This is a genomic window from Massilia yuzhufengensis, assembly GCF_900112225.1.
Taxonomy (GTDB): Bacteria; Pseudomonadota; Gammaproteobacteria; order Burkholderiales; family Burkholderiaceae_D; genus Telluria; species Telluria yuzhufengensis.
In genome coordinates this window covers 87,726-104,312 of sequence record NZ_FOLD01000015.1, presented here as the reverse complement: position 1 = coordinate 104,312, position 16,587 = coordinate 87,726, and the positions used below count along the sequence as shown (strand labels likewise).

General features: G+C 66.8%; 16 protein-coding genes. 3 read left to right on the top strand and 13 right to left on the bottom strand.

Annotated elements, in window-relative coordinates; all coding sequences use genetic code 11:
• The first annotated feature begins 276 nt into the window (after positions 1–276).
• A complete protein-coding gene (locus BM031_RS13975) occupies positions 277–480 on the top strand; it encodes a cold-shock protein (RefSeq protein WP_091875187.1) in 204 nt (67 codons plus the stop codon).
• A gap of 290 nt (positions 481–770) precedes the next feature.
• On the opposite strand, the gene icd is transcribed toward BM031_RS13975, so the two are convergent.
• Positions 771–2,024: an NADP-dependent isocitrate dehydrogenase gene (gene icd / locus BM031_RS13970; protein ID WP_091875186.1), complete on the bottom strand. Its 1,254-nt coding sequence runs from the start codon at positions 2,022–2,024 to the stop codon at positions 771–773.
• Positions 2,025–2,225: 201 nt separating this feature from the next.
• Here icd and BM031_RS13965 point away from each other — a divergent pair, with 201 nt between their 5' ends.
• Entirely contained in the window at positions 2,226–2,792 is a 567-nt protein-coding gene (locus BM031_RS13965) for a pseudouridine synthase (protein ID WP_091875185.1), read from the top strand.
• Between the two features lie 250 nt (positions 2,793–3,042).
• Here BM031_RS13965 and BM031_RS13960 read toward each other — a convergent pair whose 3' ends face one another.
• Together BM031_RS13960 and rpsT are read right to left on the bottom strand one after the other, a co-directional pair.
• Positions 3,043–5,277, bottom strand: coding sequence for an NADP-dependent isocitrate dehydrogenase (locus BM031_RS13960; protein WP_091875184.1), 2,235 nt, complete (start codon positions 5,275–5,277; stop codon positions 3,043–3,045).
• Positions 5,278–5,540: 263 nt separating this feature from the next.
• Positions 5,541–5,807 carry a 30S ribosomal protein S20 gene (gene rpsT / locus BM031_RS13955; RefSeq protein WP_091875183.1) on the bottom strand — a complete coding sequence of 89 codons (267 nt, stop codon included), beginning with the start codon at positions 5,805–5,807 and terminating at the stop codon, positions 5,541–5,543.
• Between the two features lie 209 nt (positions 5,808–6,016).
• On the opposite strand from rpsT, the gene murJ reads away from it, so the two are divergent.
• Positions 6,017–7,567, top strand: a complete 1,551-nt coding sequence (murJ, locus tag BM031_RS13950; RefSeq protein WP_091875182.1) for a murein biosynthesis integral membrane protein MurJ — start codon at positions 6,017–6,019, stop codon at positions 7,565–7,567.
• Positions 7,568–7,573: 6 nt separating this feature from the next.
• Here the strand turns inward: murJ and BM031_RS13945 are convergent, their stop codons facing one another.
• Genes BM031_RS13945 through BM031_RS13900 form a run of 10 tightly spaced genes read right to left on the bottom strand, consistent with a single transcriptional unit; the run spans position 7,574 to position 16,555 of the window.
• Complete coding sequence (locus BM031_RS13945) at positions 7,574–8,308, bottom strand: type II secretion system protein (protein WP_091875181.1); 735 nt, start codon at positions 8,306–8,308, stop codon at positions 7,574–7,576.
• Positions 8,309–8,695 (bottom strand): type II secretion system protein, encoded by a 387-nt coding sequence (locus BM031_RS13940; RefSeq protein WP_091875206.1) that lies wholly within the window; start codon positions 8,693–8,695, stop codon positions 8,309–8,311.
• Between the two features lie 5 nt (positions 8,696–8,700).
• Positions 8,701–9,174, bottom strand: coding sequence for a type II secretion system protein (locus tag BM031_RS13935; RefSeq protein WP_091875180.1), 474 nt, complete (start codon positions 9,172–9,174; stop codon positions 8,701–8,703).
• Positions 9,171–11,192, bottom strand: coding sequence for a secretin GspD/PilQ domain-containing protein (locus BM031_RS13930; protein ID WP_229408880.1), 2,022 nt, complete (start codon positions 11,190–11,192; stop codon positions 9,171–9,173). The genes BM031_RS13935 and BM031_RS13930 overlap by 4 nt, the downstream gene beginning before the upstream one ends.
• 23 nt (positions 11,193–11,215) lie before the next feature.
• Positions 11,216–11,755: a hypothetical protein gene (locus BM031_RS13925; protein WP_091875178.1), complete on the bottom strand. Its 540-nt coding sequence runs from the start codon at positions 11,753–11,755 to the stop codon at positions 11,216–11,218.
• Positions 11,752–12,327, bottom strand: coding sequence for a hypothetical protein (locus BM031_RS13920; RefSeq protein WP_091875177.1), 576 nt, complete (start codon positions 12,325–12,327; stop codon positions 11,752–11,754). The genes BM031_RS13925 and BM031_RS13920 overlap by 4 nt, the downstream gene beginning before the upstream one ends.
• Entirely contained in the window at positions 12,324–12,872 is a 549-nt protein-coding gene (locus BM031_RS13915; protein ID WP_091875176.1) for a PilN domain-containing protein, read from the bottom strand. The genes BM031_RS13920 and BM031_RS13915 overlap by 4 nt, the downstream gene beginning before the upstream one ends.
• A complete protein-coding gene (locus tag BM031_RS13910) occupies positions 12,869–13,690 on the bottom strand; it encodes a hypothetical protein (RefSeq protein ID WP_091875175.1) in 822 nt (273 codons plus the stop codon). Before BM031_RS13910 ends, BM031_RS13915 begins: the two co-directional genes overlap by 4 nt.
• Positions 13,683–15,365: a GspE/PulE family protein gene (locus BM031_RS13905; RefSeq protein ID WP_091875174.1), complete on the bottom strand. Its 1,683-nt coding sequence runs from the start codon at positions 15,363–15,365 to the stop codon at positions 13,683–13,685. Before BM031_RS13905 ends, BM031_RS13910 begins: the two co-directional genes overlap by 8 nt.
• Positions 15,362–16,555 (bottom strand): type II secretion system F family protein, encoded by a 1,194-nt coding sequence (locus BM031_RS13900; protein WP_091875173.1) that lies wholly within the window; start codon positions 16,553–16,555, stop codon positions 15,362–15,364. The genes BM031_RS13905 and BM031_RS13900 overlap by 4 nt, the downstream gene beginning before the upstream one ends.
• Positions 16,556–16,587: the final 32 nt, after the last annotated feature.

Genomic DNA, 16,587 nt, shown 5'->3' with positions numbered 1-16,587 from the left:
TCAGCTCGTTCTCATGTGCTTCCATGTTACGCGGTTTCCGATTTATGCGCAGATGGCGATCCAATTGACGAAATCAAGAGCCCCGTTACCTCTGCTGTGGAAAATTTGGCAACAGCGCCCCAAAAGCTCTTGACTTCACTGATTATTCCACCAACAATGCAGTTATTGACATTGTACTTATGTACTTGTTGATAAGAAGTGAGCAGGCTGAGGAGGGGGCAAGAAGCTTCTTGCTTTTATGGCTCGTGTGATTTGTTTTTAATTGAAGGTTCTTTTATGGCAACTGGTACTGTTAAGTGGTTCAATGATTCCAAAGGCTTTGGCTTCATCACTCCTGATGACGGCGGCGAAGATCTGTTCGCGCACTTCTCCGCAATCAACATGAACGGTTTTAAGACCCTCAAAGAAGGTCAAAAAGTCCAATTCGAAGTCACGCAGGGCCCGAAAGGCAAGCAAGCTTCCAACATCCAGGGCACGTAATATCTCCCTCCTGGAAGTGAAGAACCCCGCTCCGGCGGGGTTTCTTTCGTCCCACGCCGTCCCTGCCCTGTCTGTCCCGCCTCCATGGATGCCAGCATAAGCCAGTTCCGCCACCAGGGTGCGCGCGTCTTGCAAGGCTGCGCGCCCGGGCGCTGCTGCGAGCTACTCAATTCCGTGGATTCATCGGCGTATCCAGCAAAGCCCAGTGCATTCCATTGCCGGCTCCGCCAACAGCAAAACAGCCCCGCGTGAGCGGGGCCGGGGCCGCACTACAGTGATATGGCGCCGCCTTACATGTTTTCAATCATCACTTCACCAAAGCCCGAGCACGATACCTGGGTCGCCCCTTCCATCAGGCGCGCGAAGTCATAGGTGACCTTTTTCGACGTGATCGCCCGCTCCATCGAGCCGATGATGAGGTCGGCCGCCTCAAGCCAGCCCATGTGGCGCAGCATCATCTCGGCCGACAGGATCAGCGAACCCGGGTTCACGTAATCCTTGCCGGCGTATTTCGGTGCGGTGCCGTGGGTCGCCTCGAACATCGCCACCGAATTCGACATATTCGCGCCCGGTGCGATGCCGATGCCGCCGACCTGGGCCGCCAGCGCGTCCGAGATATAGTCGCCGTTCAGGTTCAGGGTGGCGATCACGCTGTACTCGGCCGGGCGCAGCAGGATCTGCTGCAGGAATGCGTCGGCGATCGAATCCTTGATCGTGATCTCGCGGCCGGTGCGCTGGTTCTTGAACTTGCACCACGGGCCGCCGTCGATCAGCTCGGCGCCAAACTCCTTTTGCGCCAGCGCGTAGGCCCAGTCGCGGAAGCCGCCTTCGGTGTATTTCATGATATTGCCCTTGTGGACAATCGTCACCGATGGCTTGTCGTTGTCGACTGCATACTGGATCGCCTTGCGCACCAGGCGCTCGGTGCCTTCGCGCGAGACCGGCTTGATGCCCAGGCCCGAGGTTTCCGGGAAGCGGATCTTCTTGACGCCCATTTCCTCGGTGAGGAACTTGATCACTTTCTTCACCTCGGCCGAGCCTTCGGCCCATTCGATGCCGGCGTAGATGTCTTCCGAGTTCTCGCGGAAGATCACCATGTCGGTTTTCTCCGGCTGCTTCAACGGCGACGGCACGCCGGCAAAATAGCGCACCGGGCGCAGGCAGACGTACAGGTCGAGTTCCTGGCGCAGCGCGACATTGAGCGACCGGATGCCGCCGCCCACCGGCGTGGTCAACGGGCCCTTGATCGAGACCACATAGTCTTTCAGCACCTCGAGCGTTTCCGACGGCAGCCACACGTCCGGACCATACACATTGGTGGATTTTTCGCCGGCATAGATTTCCATCCAGCTGATCTTGCGCGCGCCGCCATAGGATTTTTCCACGGCCGCATCGACGACCCGGATCATCACCGGGGTGATGTCGCCCCCGGTGCCGTCACCCTCGATGTAGGGGATGACCGGATTGTCCGGCACACTGAGCGAAAAATCGGCGTTGACGGTGATTTTCTGGCCGTCGGCCGGCACGTTGATATGTTGGTACATTGTGTTCTCCCAATGTGGTCGCGGCGCTGGCCAATGTTGGCCGAGGCTGGCCTGCGATCTGAATTACAATGCGCGGAATGACAAAATCTGCGCTGCAAGTCTTCTATAAGACACCCTTGTCGCGTCTTGCATTATGCACCAGTATTTTCCAGGGCGCTACGCGACGAGCCTTAAGACATATTAGTTCCCCAATCTCGATTCATGCCTCTGATCCTCTTCAATAAACCCTTCCAAGTCCTGTGCCAGTTTTCGCCACAGGAGGGCCGGGAATCGCTGGCCGATTACCTGGCCATTCCCAACATCTACCCCGCCGGCCGCCTCGACGCCGACAGCGAAGGCCTGATGCTGCTCACCGACGACGGCAAGCTGCAGCACAAGATCGCGCACCCGGACCACAAGGAAGCCAAGACCTACCTGGTGCAGGTCGATGGCGTGGTGGATGCGGCCGCGCTGGCGCGGCTGCAGGCGCCGCTGGACCTGGGCGATTTTGTCACCAAGCCCTGCAAGGCGGTGCAGATCGCGGAACCGGCATGGCTGTGGCCACGCAATCCCCCCATCCGGGCGCGCGCGGACAAGCCGACCAGCTGGATCGCGATCACGCTCGAAGAAGGGAAGAACCGGCAGGTACGCAGGATGACGGCGGCGGTGGGGCTGCCGACGCTGCGCCTGATGAGGAGCAGTATCGGGGCGTTTTCGCTGGCGACGCATCCGTTGATGCCGGGGGAGTTCGTGGAGGTGGAAGCGGAGGCGCTGCGGGTTGGCGGTTGAGCTTCCCCGCTGCCCGTTTTCCACCACTCCCCGTTGAACCGCCGTCCCGGCGCAGGCCGGGACCCAATTTCCATCCCGAAGTCAGCGCCATCGAGTGATCGCGAAAATTAGGCGAAATAGTGCCAGTGGCACTATTTCGGCCTTCGCCGGTACGACGAGCTGGTGGCTGAAGAAAATAGTCGCGGTGCTCACACGATAAAAAAACGCCGGCCTCAGGCCGGCGTTTCTATGTCAGCTCAACGCTGACTAATCAAGCAGCAAACGCATCCAGCGCCGCATTGAAGGTCGCGCTCGGACGCATGATGGCTTTCACCTTGGCCTCGTCGGCCTTGTAGTAGCCACCGATATCGGCCGGCTTGCCCTGCACTGCCAGCAGTTCGGCGACGATGGTCGCTTCGTTCTCGGCCAGCTGCTTGGCCAGCGGTGCGAACTTGGCTGCCAGTTCGGCATCGTCGGTTTGCGCGGCCAGCTCTTGCGCCCAGTACATCGACAGGTAGAACTGGCTGCCGCGGTTGTCGAGCTCGCCGGTTTTCGGCGATGGCGACTTGCGGTTGTCCAGCAGCTTGCCGGTGGCGGCGTCCAGGGTCTGGGCCAGCACCTTGGCCTTGCTGTTGCCGGTCTTCAGGCCCAGGTCTTCCAGCGACACGGCCAGGGCCAGGAACTCGCCCAGCGAATCCCAGCGCAGGTGGTTTTCCTCGGTCAGCTGCTGCACGTGCTTCGGCGCCGAGCCGCCCGCGCCGGTTTCGTACATGCCGCCGCCGGCCATCAGCGGGACGATCGACAGCATCTTGGCGCTGGTGCCCAGTTCCAGGATCGGGAACAGGTCGGTCAGGTAGTCGCGCAGGATGTTGCCGGTCACCGAGATGGTGTCCAGGCCGCGCTTGACGCGCTCCAGGGTGTAGCGCATGGCGCGAACCTGCGACATGATCTGGATGTCCAGGCCGGTCGTGTCGTGCTCTTTCAGGTAGGTGCGCACCTTCTTGATCAGCTCATTCTCGTGCGGACGGTACGGGTCGAGCCAGAACACGGCCGGCATGCCCGAGTTGCGCGCGCGCGTCACGGCCAGCTTGACCCAGTCGCGGATCGGCGCGTCCTTGACCTGGCACATGCGCCAGATGTCGCCCTGCTCCACGTTCTGCGACAGCAGCACTTCGCCGGTGGCCAGGTCGGTGATGTTGGCCACGCCCGCTTCCTGCATCTCGAAGGTCTTGTCGTGCGAGCCGTATTCTTCGGCCTGCTGGGCCATCAGGCCCACGTTCGGCACCGTGCCCATGGTCTTCGGATCGAAGGCGCCATGCCATTTGCAGAAGTTGATGATCTCCTGGTAGATGCGGGCGAAGGTCGATTCCGGAATGACCGCCTTGACTTCCTTGAGCTTGCCGTTGGCGTCGTACATCTTGCCGCCGGCGCGGATCATCGCAGGCATCGAGGCGTCGACGATGACGTCGTTTGGCGAATGGAAGTTGGTGATGCCCTTGGTCGAATCGACCATGGCCAGCGCCGGACGGTGTTCCTGGCAGGCGTGCAGGTCGCGCTCGATTTCTTCGCGCTGCGAGGCCGGCAGGTCGGCGATCTTGTTGTACAGGTCGGCCATGCCGTTGTTGACGTTGATGCCGAGGCTGTCGAACAGGGCGCCGTGCTTCTCGAACGCCTCTTTGTAGAACATGCGCACGGCGTGGCCGAACACGATCGGGTGCGAGACCTTCATCATGGTCGCCTTGACGTGCAGCGAGAACAGCACGCCGGTTTCTTTCGCGTCGTCGATCTGGGCCGCGTAGAAGTCCAGCAGGGCCTTGCGGCTCATGAACATCGAATCGATGATCTCGCCGTCCTGCAGCGCGACCTTCGGCTTCAGGACGATGGTCTGGCCGCCCTTGGTGATCAGTTCCATCTTGACTTCGCGGGCGCCGCTCACGGTCATCGATTTCTCGCCGTGGTAGAAGTCGCCGTGGGTCATGTGCGACACGTGGGTGCGCGATGCCTGCGACCATGGGGCCATCGAATGCGGATTCTTGCGTGCGTACTCTTTCACTGCGCGCGGGGCGCGGCGGTCCGAGTTACCTTCGCGCAGGACCGGGTTGACCGCCGAGCCGATGCACTTGCCGTAGCGTGCCTTGATGGCTTTTTCTTCGTCGGTCTTGGCGTTGGCCGGGTAGTCGGGCAGCTTGTAGCCCTTGGCCTGCAGTTCCTCGATCGCGGCGATCAGCTGGCCCACCGAAGCGCTGATGTTCGGCAGCTTGATGATGTTGGCGTCGGGCGACAGGGTCTTCTTGCCCAGCTCGGCCAGCGAATCCGGCACGCGCTGTTCAGGCGTCAGGTTCTCCGGGAACGCCGCCAGGATGCGGGCGGCGACCGAGATGTCGCTCTGCTCGACCTTGATGCCGGCAGGCTTGGTGAAGGTGCTGACGACTGGCAGGAAGGCGTGGGTCGCCAGCAGCGGCGCCTCGTCGGTCAGGGTGTAGATGATGGTCGGATCACTGCTCATACGCTTTTTCCTCGATGCGCGCGCGGTCGCGCGGTGTCTAAAACGGGTGGTAACGCTCTGGTCTCAAGCCGAAGTCTTCTATAAGACATAAGACGGGCGTTTCACATTATGCACCAGTATTTTACTGTGCGCCACGGCTTTTAGGCGTTCCGCCTTCGGTAGCCGCGGGCCCGACAAGCGAAAAAACCCGCCGAACCAAAAGTCGGGCGGGTCTTTCTCTGCACAGAACTGCCTGCGCGGCCTTGGCCGCACGCACGTCGCTCTTAGGCGGCCAGTGCCTTCAGGGCTGCAGCCAGGCGGCTCTTGTGGCGCGCTGCTTTGTTCTTGTGGATGATCTTCTTGTCAGCGATGCTGTCGATGGTCGACACCGATTGCTGGAAGATGGTGGTTGCAGCGGCCTTGTCGCCAGCCTGGATGGCCTTGCGAACTGCCTTGATTGCGGTACGCAGGGTCGAACGCTGCGACGAATTGTGCGCGTTTTGCTTAACTGCTTGACGAGCGCGTTTGCGCGCTTGTGCGGTATTTGCCATGAAATTTCCTAAATCGGGGTCAAGTTGCGTTTGCAAACATTCGCGAGTGAAACTGGCGCCTTCGACGCCTGCCCAACGATTCGTGTCTGCTAACAGAATTCAGTACAGCCCACGATTATAGCGAAGGAAACCCGTCATGGCAATTCATGAATGAATAATTGTCGCCGCCGCCCACGTGCGAGAGTGTTGCCCAAGTATAATCCCCGGCCATGAACCTGCTCCGTACCCTCGCCGCCATTTCCAGCATGACCATGGTGTCCCGCGTCACCGGCCTGCTGCGCGAAAGCCTGTTCGCGGCCACCTTCGGCACCTCGAATTTCACCGACGCCTTCAATATCGCGTTCCGCCTGCCGAACCTGCTGCGCCGCCTGTTTGCCGAGGGCGCCTTCTCGCAGGCCTTCGTGCCCATCCTTACCGAATACAAGACCAAACATGGGCAGGACGCCACCAAGACCCTGGTCGACCATGTCGCCACGGTGCTGGTCTGGGCCACCGTGCTCACCAGTATCCTGGGCATCGTCGCCGCCCCGGTGCTGATCCTGTGGATCGGCGGCGGCCTGCAGCGCGAGCCGGCGGCGTTCGATGCCGCCGTGGTCATGACGCGCATGATGTTCCCCTACATCGCCTGCATGGCCTTCGTGGCGCTGGCCAGCGGCATCCTCAATACCTGGCGCCAGTTCAAGATACCGGCCTTCACACCGGTGCTGCTGAACCTGTCGTTCATCGTCTCGGCGCTGGTGCTGGCCGATTACTTCGCACAGCCGATCTATGCGATGGCGGTGGGCGTGTGCATCGGCGGACTGGCGCAGGTGGCGATCCAGCTGCCCTCGCTGATCAAGCTGGGCATGCTGCCGCGCCTGTCGATCAATCCCCTCACCGGCCTGCGCAACGCCGGGGTGCACCGCATGCTGGGCAAGATGGGGCCGGCCGTGTTCGCGGTGGCCGCGGCCCAGATCAGCCTCCTGATCAACACCACCATCGCCGCCGGCCTGGCCGCAGGCGCCGTCACCGCGCTGCAGTACGCCGACCGCCTGATGGAACTGCCCACCGCGCTGCTCGGCGTGGCGCTGGGCACCATCCTGCTGCCCGGCCTGGCCAAGGCCAATACCGAAGGCGACACCCAGGAATACTCGTCCCTGCTCGACTGGGGCCTGCGCCTGACCTTCCTGCTGGCCATTCCCGCGGCGGTCGGCATGGCCACCCTGGCCACGCCCATGATCGCCACCCTGTTCCACTACGGCGCCTTCAACGCGCGCGACGTCGCCGCCTCGTCGATGCCATTGATGGCCTACAGCGCCGGCCTGCTCGGCTTCATCCTGGTCAAGACCCTGGCGCCGGCCTTCTTCGCGCGCCAGGAAGTGCGCACCCCGGTCAAGATCGCGGTCGGCGTGCTGGTCGTGACCCAGCTGATGAACCTGGTGTTCGTGCCGCTGTTCGGCGTGGCCGGCCTGGCGCTGTCGATCGGCGTGGGCGCCTGCATCAATGCGCTGTTCCTGTACACCGGCCTGCGCCGGCGCAAAATCTACGTGCCGCAGGCGGGCTGGGGCGCCTTCTTCTTCAAGCTGGTGGCGGCAGCCGCCGTAATGGGCGTGGTGTGCTGGTTCGGCCAGGCCCAGTTCGACTGGATCGCGCTGCGCGCCACGCCGCTGCTGCGCGGGGGCGCGCTGGTGGCGATCATCGGCGCCGCCGCGGTGGCCTATTTTGCCGTGCTGCTGGCGCTGGGCTTCCGCCCGCGCGACTTCAAGCGCCGCGCCAAGTAAGCCGCTTCAACGCCCGGAATCCTGGGCCGGCGGCGGCTCCTTCGGCTTGTCCTTGTCCTTGTCTTCCTCGGCTGGCGGCTCCTGCGGCGGCTCCTCCTGCGGCTCGGGCTCGGGCTCGGCTTCGGGTTCCGGCTCGCGCGGTGGCGGGGCCAGTTCCTGCATCGGCGCCTGCGGCGCCACCGGTGCGGCCACCGGGCCGGCCGGCTGCTCCGGCGGTGGCGCCATGGTGACCGGCGCCAGCGTCCCCGGTGGCTGCAGCGGGGCGGGCGCCGCGCCCTGGCCGGTGGCCATGAACTTCCACTGCGCGATGTGCTCGCGGTTCTCGAAATTCGGGAAGCGCTCGTCGAACCTGGCCTGCTTGAGCGGCGGCACCTGCGACAGGCTGTGCACGCCCAGGATGCGCCCGCCCTCCCCGGCCGACACGATGCCCCACTCGGCCTTGCCGCTCACCGGGTCGACGAAGATCTTGCGCAGGTGGCGGCGCGGGGTCGGGAAACGGGTATCGCGCAGCAGTTCCTGCAGGCTCAGGGGCTGGGGCGGCTGGCCGCGCGGGGTGGCGTCGGCATAGCTCTTGAGCGCGGCGCTGAACTGCGCGCCGATTTCCAGCAGTTCGGTTTCACGCTGGGCGCGCTCGAGCAGGGCCCCGGCCTTCAGGGTCGCCGCGCCGACCAGGCCGACGATGAACACGAAGATGATCAGGCCGAGGTAGGTGAAGCCCGCCTGGCGGCGCCGCTGTTCCATCTACCACTCCGCGTAGGCGCGGCCCTTGCGGTCGTTGCCGGGCGCGCCGCTCCTGACGTTCCCGACCGCTCCCTGCTCGCCTTCCGGCGGCGGCTCGACGACCCAGCCTTCGCGGCTCTCCAGCACCGGATCCATCGGCAGCTCGCGCAGGTACTTCTTTTCCACCAGCTGTTCCAGCGACTCCGGATAGCGCCCGGTGTCGGCATGGAACTGGTCGATGATGGCGCGCGTGTTGCGCAGGTTCTCGGCCAGGATGGTCTCCTTCGTGCTGTCGATGCTGGGAAAGAAGCGCGGCACCGCGAGCGTGAGCAGCAGGGCCACGATGCCCAGCACCACCAGCAGTTCGATCAGCGTGAAGGCGCGCAGGCGCCGGAGATAACTTGGCATGGTGCTCACCACTTATTGTAGGGAATGCCGTTCAGGCCGGGCTTCTCCGAGACCGAATACACGTCGTAGACGTCGTCGCCCTCGCGCGGTTCGTCCGGCTCGCTGGCGTAGCTGCGCTTGCCCCAGGTGGCGGCGTCGGCCACGGACGGATCCGGATGGAAGGGGTCGCGCGGCAGGCGCCGCATGAAGTAGATCTTGGCGCCTTTCGGACTGCGCAGGTCGCGCACGCCCTCGACCAGCATCTCGAGACGCGGCGGATAGCCGCTGCCGCCCACGATGCGGGCCACGCGGCCTTCGTCGCCGGCCTTCTTGAAGGCGTCGATGCCGGTGCGGATCTCGCGCAGCGAGCGGCGCAGCTCGGCCTCGTCGCGGCGCTGCGACGTGACCTGGGCCACCGGCAGCGCCAGCATTCCCAGCAGGGCCAGGATCGCCAGCGTCACCAGCAGTTCGATCAGCGTGAAGCCGCGCCTTGGGTTCATTGCTGCGTCGGCGGATTGGCCGGCGGCGGCGGCGGGACGGGCGTGACTTCCAGCGGCGGATTGCTGGCCGGCGGTGGGCCGGACGCCGGCGAACCGGTTTGCGGCGTGACCGGCAGCTGCGAGGGCGGCACCGACACCGGTGCGGCCGGGGTGCCCACCGGTGCCGGCGCCGGCACCACCGGGCTGCCTGGGGCAGCCGGGGCAGCCGTGGCACGTACGACGGCGGCAGCGGCGGGGCTGGCCGGCAGCTGCACCGGTGCGCGCACCGTGGTGTCCGGACGGCGGCGGAAGCTGGCCTCGGTGCCGGCGCCGAACTCGGACAGGCTGGCCGCCGGGCGCTGCACGGTGCGCACCAGGCGCGGCGTGATCGACAGCACGATCTCGGTGCGGTCGTTCTGGTCGCGGGTGCTGCCGAACAGGCGGCCGACGATCGGCAGGTCGCCGATGCCCGGCACCTTGCTGCCGCTGGAACGGTCTTCGTTGCTGATCAGGCCAGCCAGCACCTGGTTCTCGCCGTCCTTCAATTGCAGCAGCGTGGTGGCCGAGCGGGTACCGATGCGGTAGGCCACGGTACCCGAGCGGGTGGTCACCGATTCGCCCAGCGTGCTCACTTCCAGCGAGATCCGGATCGCCACTTCATTGTTCAGGTAAATGGTCGGCTCCACGTTGAGCGTCAGGCCCACGTCGACATAGTTCACCGATTCCGAGGCGAAGCCGCCCACGCCCGACGAGATCGTGGTCGAGATGTTCGGAATCTTGTCGCCGATGACGACCTTGGCCTTTTCCTTGTTGCGCACCCGGATGCGCGGGTTGGCCAGGGTGTTGGAGTCGCCGTCGGTCTTGTTGGCGTTGACGGTGGCGGTGAGGTCGCTGATCACCCCGACGTTGCCGCGATTCAGGCCGCGCAGCTGGTCGATGGTCAGCGGCGCGCCGTCGAGCGCGGCCAGCGGCGCGAACGAGACCGAGGTGGGCCAGGCGATGCCGAGGTCCATGATGCGGCTGCGCTTGATCTCCAGCACCTCGACGTCGAGCATGACTTCCGGTTCCGGCACGTCCTGCAGCGCCACCAGCTGGGTGGCCACGCGCACCGCTTCCGGGCTGTCGCGCAGGATCACCAGGTTGAGCTTTTCGTCCACCACCACGTCGCGCGACTTGAGGATGGTCTTGAAGGTATTGGCGATGTTCTTGGCGTCGGCATTGGCCAGGAAGAAGGTCTTGACCGTCATCTCCTGGTATTCCTTCAGCTTGGCCGCCACGTTCGGGTAGATCAGGATGGTATTGCCGTCCATGACCTGGCGCTCGAGCTGGTTGGTCATGAGCAGGTAGTACACCGCCGCTTCCACGGTGCTGTTCTTCAGGAAGATCGAGGTGCGCTGGTCGGCCTTGACGTCCTTGTCGAACACGAAGTTCAGGCCTGAATGACGCGAAATGATCTCGAACACCTGCTTCAGGGGGGCGTCGCGGAATTCCAGGCTGATCGGCTTGCGGAAGGCCGCGGCCAGCTGGGCTTCGCCGGCCGGCGCCTCGGCCGCCTTCTGGTCCACTTCCAGCAGCAGCAGGCGGGCCGGCTCGTGGCCCGGGCGTTCGGACAGGATCGCGGCCAGCTTCTGGCGCGCGGTATCGAGTTCGCTGCGCTCGAAGGCGGCGCGCGCCGCCTCGAGCATGGCGGCGTGGCGGCGGTCGGCCTCGACCTGGCGCAGGCCGGCGCGGGCCCGCTCGTTGGCCGGGTCGAAGGCCAGTACGCGGCGGTAGTCCTGCAGCGCCGGTTCGGCCTGGCCGGCGGCCAGCGCGCTCTCGGCCTGGCCGAGCAGGCGCGCGGCTGCGCTGTCGCGCGCGCGCAGGTAGGCCGACTTGTACTGGGCGTTGCTGGGGTCGGCGGCCACCGCCTCCTGGTATTTCACCAGCCCGGCCGCGACCTGGTCCCGTGCAACGAGCGCGTTGCCTTCCTGGTAGGCGGCCTGCCCTGCACAGCCGGCGAGCAGCACCGCCGCGAGGGCGGCGCCCAGCACGGTGTGCACGGAATGCGTCCGGAAACGAACCATCAGTCGAATACTCCAATATTGAGTTGCTGAACCTGGTTCAGCGGCAGGTAGGTCAGGGTCAGTACCGGCGGCCTGATGGCGTCGACCCGGTAAGTACCCTCGATGACCGTGTCGTTGCGGACGGAATAGGTGCGCTCGCCGCGCGCGAGGTAGATTTCCCAGGTCCCGTCCTGCAGCGACTTGCCGATGAAGGTGAAGGGCAGCGGCGGCGCGGTGGGCGGCGGCGGCGGCGCCACGGGTTCCGGCGGCGGCGGCGGTGGCGGTGGCGGGGTCCAGTCCTGGCGCGCGAACACCGCGTCCGCCCCCTGCCCGAAGCGGTCGCCGCCATCGCCGATCAGGATCTCGCGCGGCACCAGGCGCAGGATGGCGACGCCCTTTTCCTTGGCAACCGGCGCCGCCGCAGCTGCGGCAGGACCGGCAGGCGCCGGCTCGCGCACGACCGCTTCGGCCACGGCATCCTCGGGCGCATTGTCGCCAAACGCGACCAGGCCCGCGGCCAGCGCCAGCGCGGCGGCCATGGCGAGGTGGCGCGGCTTCATCGCGGCACTCCCGGCGTGGCCGACAGGTAGAGCGTCATGCGCAGGCGCGCGTCCACCGTATCGAGGCCGATGGCGTCGCGGCGAAAGCTCACGTCGTCGAGCGAGGCATGCGGCACCGCGCGCAGCGCGTCGAAGGCGAACTGCCAGATGGCGCCGTAGCGGCCCGTGACCGGCAGGTTGAGCTGGTAAGTGGTCAGTTTGGCGCCGCGGTCGTAGCTGCTGCGGTATTCGCCCTGGCGCAGCACCAGGCCGTTTTTCTCGGCCAGCGCGAACAGGGTCTTGAGCTGGCGGTCGACCTTGCTGCGATCGCCCAGCGCGTTGTAGAAATGGGCCAGGTTCTGGTCGGCGGTGGGCGGCGCCGCCACCGCGGCCGCTGGCGGCGGGGCCGGCATGGCGGCCTGGCGGCGCGCGGCGGCGAACTGCGCGTCGAAGCCGACCCGCTGCATGGCCACCCAGGCCAGGGCGGCAAAGGCGGCAGCCAGCAGCAGGACGGCGCCGGCAATCACGGGGTTGACCCGGCGCAGCGCCAGCTGCGCGCGCAGCCACAGCGTCGACAGTGCGGCGGCCTTCATTGTCCACCCCACTGGGCGCTGAGCTGGAAGCGCAGCGGCCGGTTCGGTTCCTGCTCCGCGATCTCGTGGCGCACCAGCGCCACCGACCCGAACCAGCCCAGCTCCTGCATCTTCGCGAGATAGGCCAGCATGTCGTCGCTGTTGCGGGTCTCGGCCGTGATGCGCAGGGTGCGGCGCTTGGCGTCCGGCTCCAGCGCCAGCAGGGCCACGTCGGCGGGCGTGGCCGCGCGCACCGCCTCGACCAGGTCGCGCCACGGCAAGTTGAGCTGCATCACGGCGTCGTTGACGGCCTGCGCCTGGGCTTCCGGCACGCTCGATTTCAACGGGGCCGCCAGCGCCACCGGCCGCGCGGCCGCCGAGCGCGCGGCAAGCGCCGCCTGCAGGGCGGCCAGCTGTGCGCGCTCGTCCTGGTAGCGGCTGAACTCCGACAACGCCACGGCGCCCAGCACGATGGCCGGCAAGGCCAGGCCGGCGAAGCGGCCCGGGGTCAGGTACAGGGTGCGCCGCAGCGAGCGCGGCGCGAAATCGATGTTGGTGCGCTTCATTCCACGATTCCCGTGCGCGCCAGGCGCACATGCAGGGGCAGCGCGCTGCCGCTGTCGTCTTCCAGCAGCGTGCAGGCGAATTTCAGGCGGCCCGCCGAACTGGCCCAGGCGCCTGGCGCGGCCCCGCACAGTTGCAGCCGTTCGGGCCGTCCCACGCCCACCCGCAGCGCTTCGCGCGCCACGTGGGCTTCCAGCCAGTCGCGGTCGGCGCCGGCGGGGATCACCGCGGTGCGCACCGCGGCCAGCGCCGCGCCTTCGTAGGCCGCGATCGACAGCACGCCGCCGTGCACCAGGCCGAACCAGGCGCCGGGCCGGCGCGCGCGGCGCCAGGCATTCAGGGCGGCGACGAACTGGGGCGCCACTTCCACCAGGGGCAGGCGCAGTTCGCGGGCCAGTCCTTCGAGCAGCGCCAGCAGGCTTTCCGGCACGGCGGCGGCCAGGAAGGGACGCGCAGCGTCCCAGTCGGCGCTGAGGCGCCAGTCCTGGGGCAGCGTGCCGAACAGGGCCTGGTAGCGCAGCGCGGCGGCGGCCTGCAGGTCGCTGATGCGCGCTGCCCCCGCCGGCGGCGGCACCTGCCACAGGCGCACCAGCTCGTCCGCCAGCACCACGCTGAGCGGCCAGCCGCGCGGCGCCGCCTCCAGCAGCAGGGCGCGCAGGCCGATCGCCAGCGCGTCCGGCGCGCCCGCCTCGACCGGCTGCAGCGCCAGCACCTCGACGCCAGCCTTCGGCCAGCCGCCAACGCGCAGCAGCGCCAGTCCATCGGCGGCGATGCCGAGGCGCAGGGATTGCCCTAGGCGCAGGAGTGGCCAGTCACGCATGCAGGGTCACCCGCCGGATTTCATCGATGGTGGTGGCGCCGCGCTTGACCAGGTCCAGTGCGGCCAGGCGCAGGCTGCGGGTGCCGTTGGCGTAGGCCGCGGCCTTGATGCGGCGGATCGGCTGCTTGTCGACGATCAGCTCGCGGATCTCGTCGTTCAGGGTCAGGATCTCGGCGATCGAGCGGCGCCCGCGGTAGCCGGTGCCGCGGCAGTCGCCGCAGCCCTTGCCGCGCATGAAGACGTAGTCCGCCACTTCCTCGCGCTCCAGGTGAACCGAGGCCAGTTCCAGCGCATCGGGGTCATAGCGGGCGGCGCAGTGCGGGCAGTTCATGCGGATCAGGCGCTGGGCCCAGATGCCGTTCAGGGCCGACACGAAGGCGTAGGGATCGATGCCCATGTGGGTAAAGCGGCCGAACACGTCGAACACGTTGTTGGCGTGGACGGTCGTGAGCACCAGGTGGCCGGTGAGCGCCGACTGCACCGCGATCTCGGCGGTCTCGCGGTCGCGGATCTCGCCGACCATGATTTTGTCCGGGTCGTGGCGCAGGATCGAGCGCAGGCCTTTTGCGAACGTCAGGCCCTTCTTTTCGTTCACCGGGATCTGCAGGATGCCCGGCAGCTGGTATTCCACCGGGTCTTCGATGGTGATGATCTTCTCGCGGCCATTGTGGATTTCAGTGAGGGCCGCATACAGCGTGGTGGTCTTGCCGGAGCCGGTCGGCCCCGTCACCAGGAGCATGCCGTAGGCTTCTTGCGCCAGCGTGCGCAGGGTGGCAAGCGAAGGCGCGTCGAAGCCGAGGGCCTCGAGCGTGAGCGCGCCATAGGATTCGATCATGGCGCGCTTGTCCAGGATACGGATCACCGCATCCTCGCCATGGATGCTCGGCATGATCGACACCCGCAGGTCGATGTCGCGCCCGCCGGACTCGACCCGGAAGCTGCCGTCCTGGGGGATGCGGCGCTCGGCGATATCGAGCTCGGCCAGCACCTTCAGGCGCGAGATGATGTGTTCGGCCAGCTCGACCCCGCCCACGGTGGTGGCATGGTCGAGCACCCCGTCGACCCGGTACTTGACCGCCAGGCCGCCGGCAGTGCTTTCGAGGTGGATGTCCGAAGCGCCTGCCTTGAGCGCGTCGTACAGGGTGGAGTTGACCAGCTTGACTGCCGGGCTGCCCGCTTCCGACACCGAGGCGAAGGACAGCACCTGGTTGGCCTTGCCGTCGCGCCGGGCGTCGACGCCGCCGCCGACCAGGCTGTCCACGGCGCGCGCGGATTCTTCCTGCTTCGACAGGTAGGCCTGGATGTCGGACTGCAGCGCCAGGCACAGGTCGAGCGGCCGGCTGGCGGTGGCGCGCGCCTGGGCGCTGAGCCAGGTCTGCAGGTCGAGGTCGAAGGGGTCGGCCAGCACGCCGACCAGGCGGCCGGAAGGCTCGCGCAGCAGCACGCAGTGGCGCGACATGGCGCCGGCCAGCGGCAGCAGGTCGAAAGCCGGCGTGTGCGCCAGCATGGCCGCGGTTTCCAGCACCGGCAGCGCGAACGGCGCGGCCAGTTCGCGCACGATTTTCCGCGGCTCCTGCCCGGTCAAGCCTTCCAGCTCGGCCACCAGGCCGCGGCGCGACTGGGCCGCCAGAGCGCGGGCACGGGCCAGCAGGCCGGGTTCGAACAAGCCGCTCAAGACATGTCTCCGGCCAGGTCGAAGATCGGCATGTACAGCAGCACCACGATGGCGCCCACCACCAGGCCGATGGCCGCCATCAAGAGCGGCTCGAAAGTGCGGGTGAAGCGATCGATCCAGCGCGATATCTCGCCGTCGTAGAAGGCGGCCGACTGCGTCAGCATCGGGCCCATGTCGCCGGTGCGCTCGCCCACCCGCAGCATGCGCAGCGAGATCGGCGTGGTCAGGCCGTTGGCCTCGAAGGCGGTCGACAGCGGCTGGCCCGATTCGACCGCGGCGCGCGCGCTGGCCAGGCCGCGGCGCAGGGCGCCGGACACCATCGGCTGCACGGTCTCGATGGCATTGACGATGGTGATGCCGCCTTCGCTGAGCATGCCGAGCGTGAGGTACAGGCGCGAGAGTTCGTAGATGCGGGCCCGCTCGCCGATGCCGGGCAGGCGCGCCAGCAGCCGCGCGACGCCGCCGCTGCGCAGCAGGTGGCGCACGCCGGCCACCGCAGCGGTAATGAGCAGCAGCGCGGCGACCGCGATCGCACTGCCGTGGCTGGAGGCGAATTGGCCCCAGTCGAGCAGCAGCTGCGACATCCACGGCAGCGAGCGGCCGGCGCCCTGGTAGACCTCGGCGAACTTGGGCACCACGTAGCCGATCAGGAAGGAGCTCACGCCGCCGCCCACCATCAGCAGGATCACCGGGTAGATCGAGGCACTGACGATCTTGCCGCGTACGGTGTCGATGCGCTGCTGGTAATCGATGTAGCGCGTCAGTGCGCGCGGCAGGTCGCTGGTGCCTTCGGCGGCGCGCACGATGCCCACGTACAGCGGCGGGAACAGCTCCGGCTGGGCAGCCAGCACGGCGGAAAGGCGCTTGCCTTCGCGCAGGCCGCCGAGCAGGCGTTCGAGCACGCCGCGCGGGCCCGGGCTGGCTTCCTTTTCGAGCAGGGCCTCGAGGCCCTCGACGATGCCCAGGCCGGCGTTCAGCAGGGCCAGCAGCTCCTGGCTGAACAGGACGATATTGAGCTTGCCGCCCTGCTTCCTGGCGAACGGGGACAGGCCGGCGCGTGCCGGCTCGACGGCGCTGACGAACAGGCCGCGCGCCTCGACCTGGCGGCGCGCCTCGAGGGCGCTGGCGGCATCCACGACGACGCGCGAGATCGACATGTCGGGCGCAAGGGTGCGTACGGCAAACTGCATGAAGAACGTGCCCGGCTTGACTGAAGGGAGAT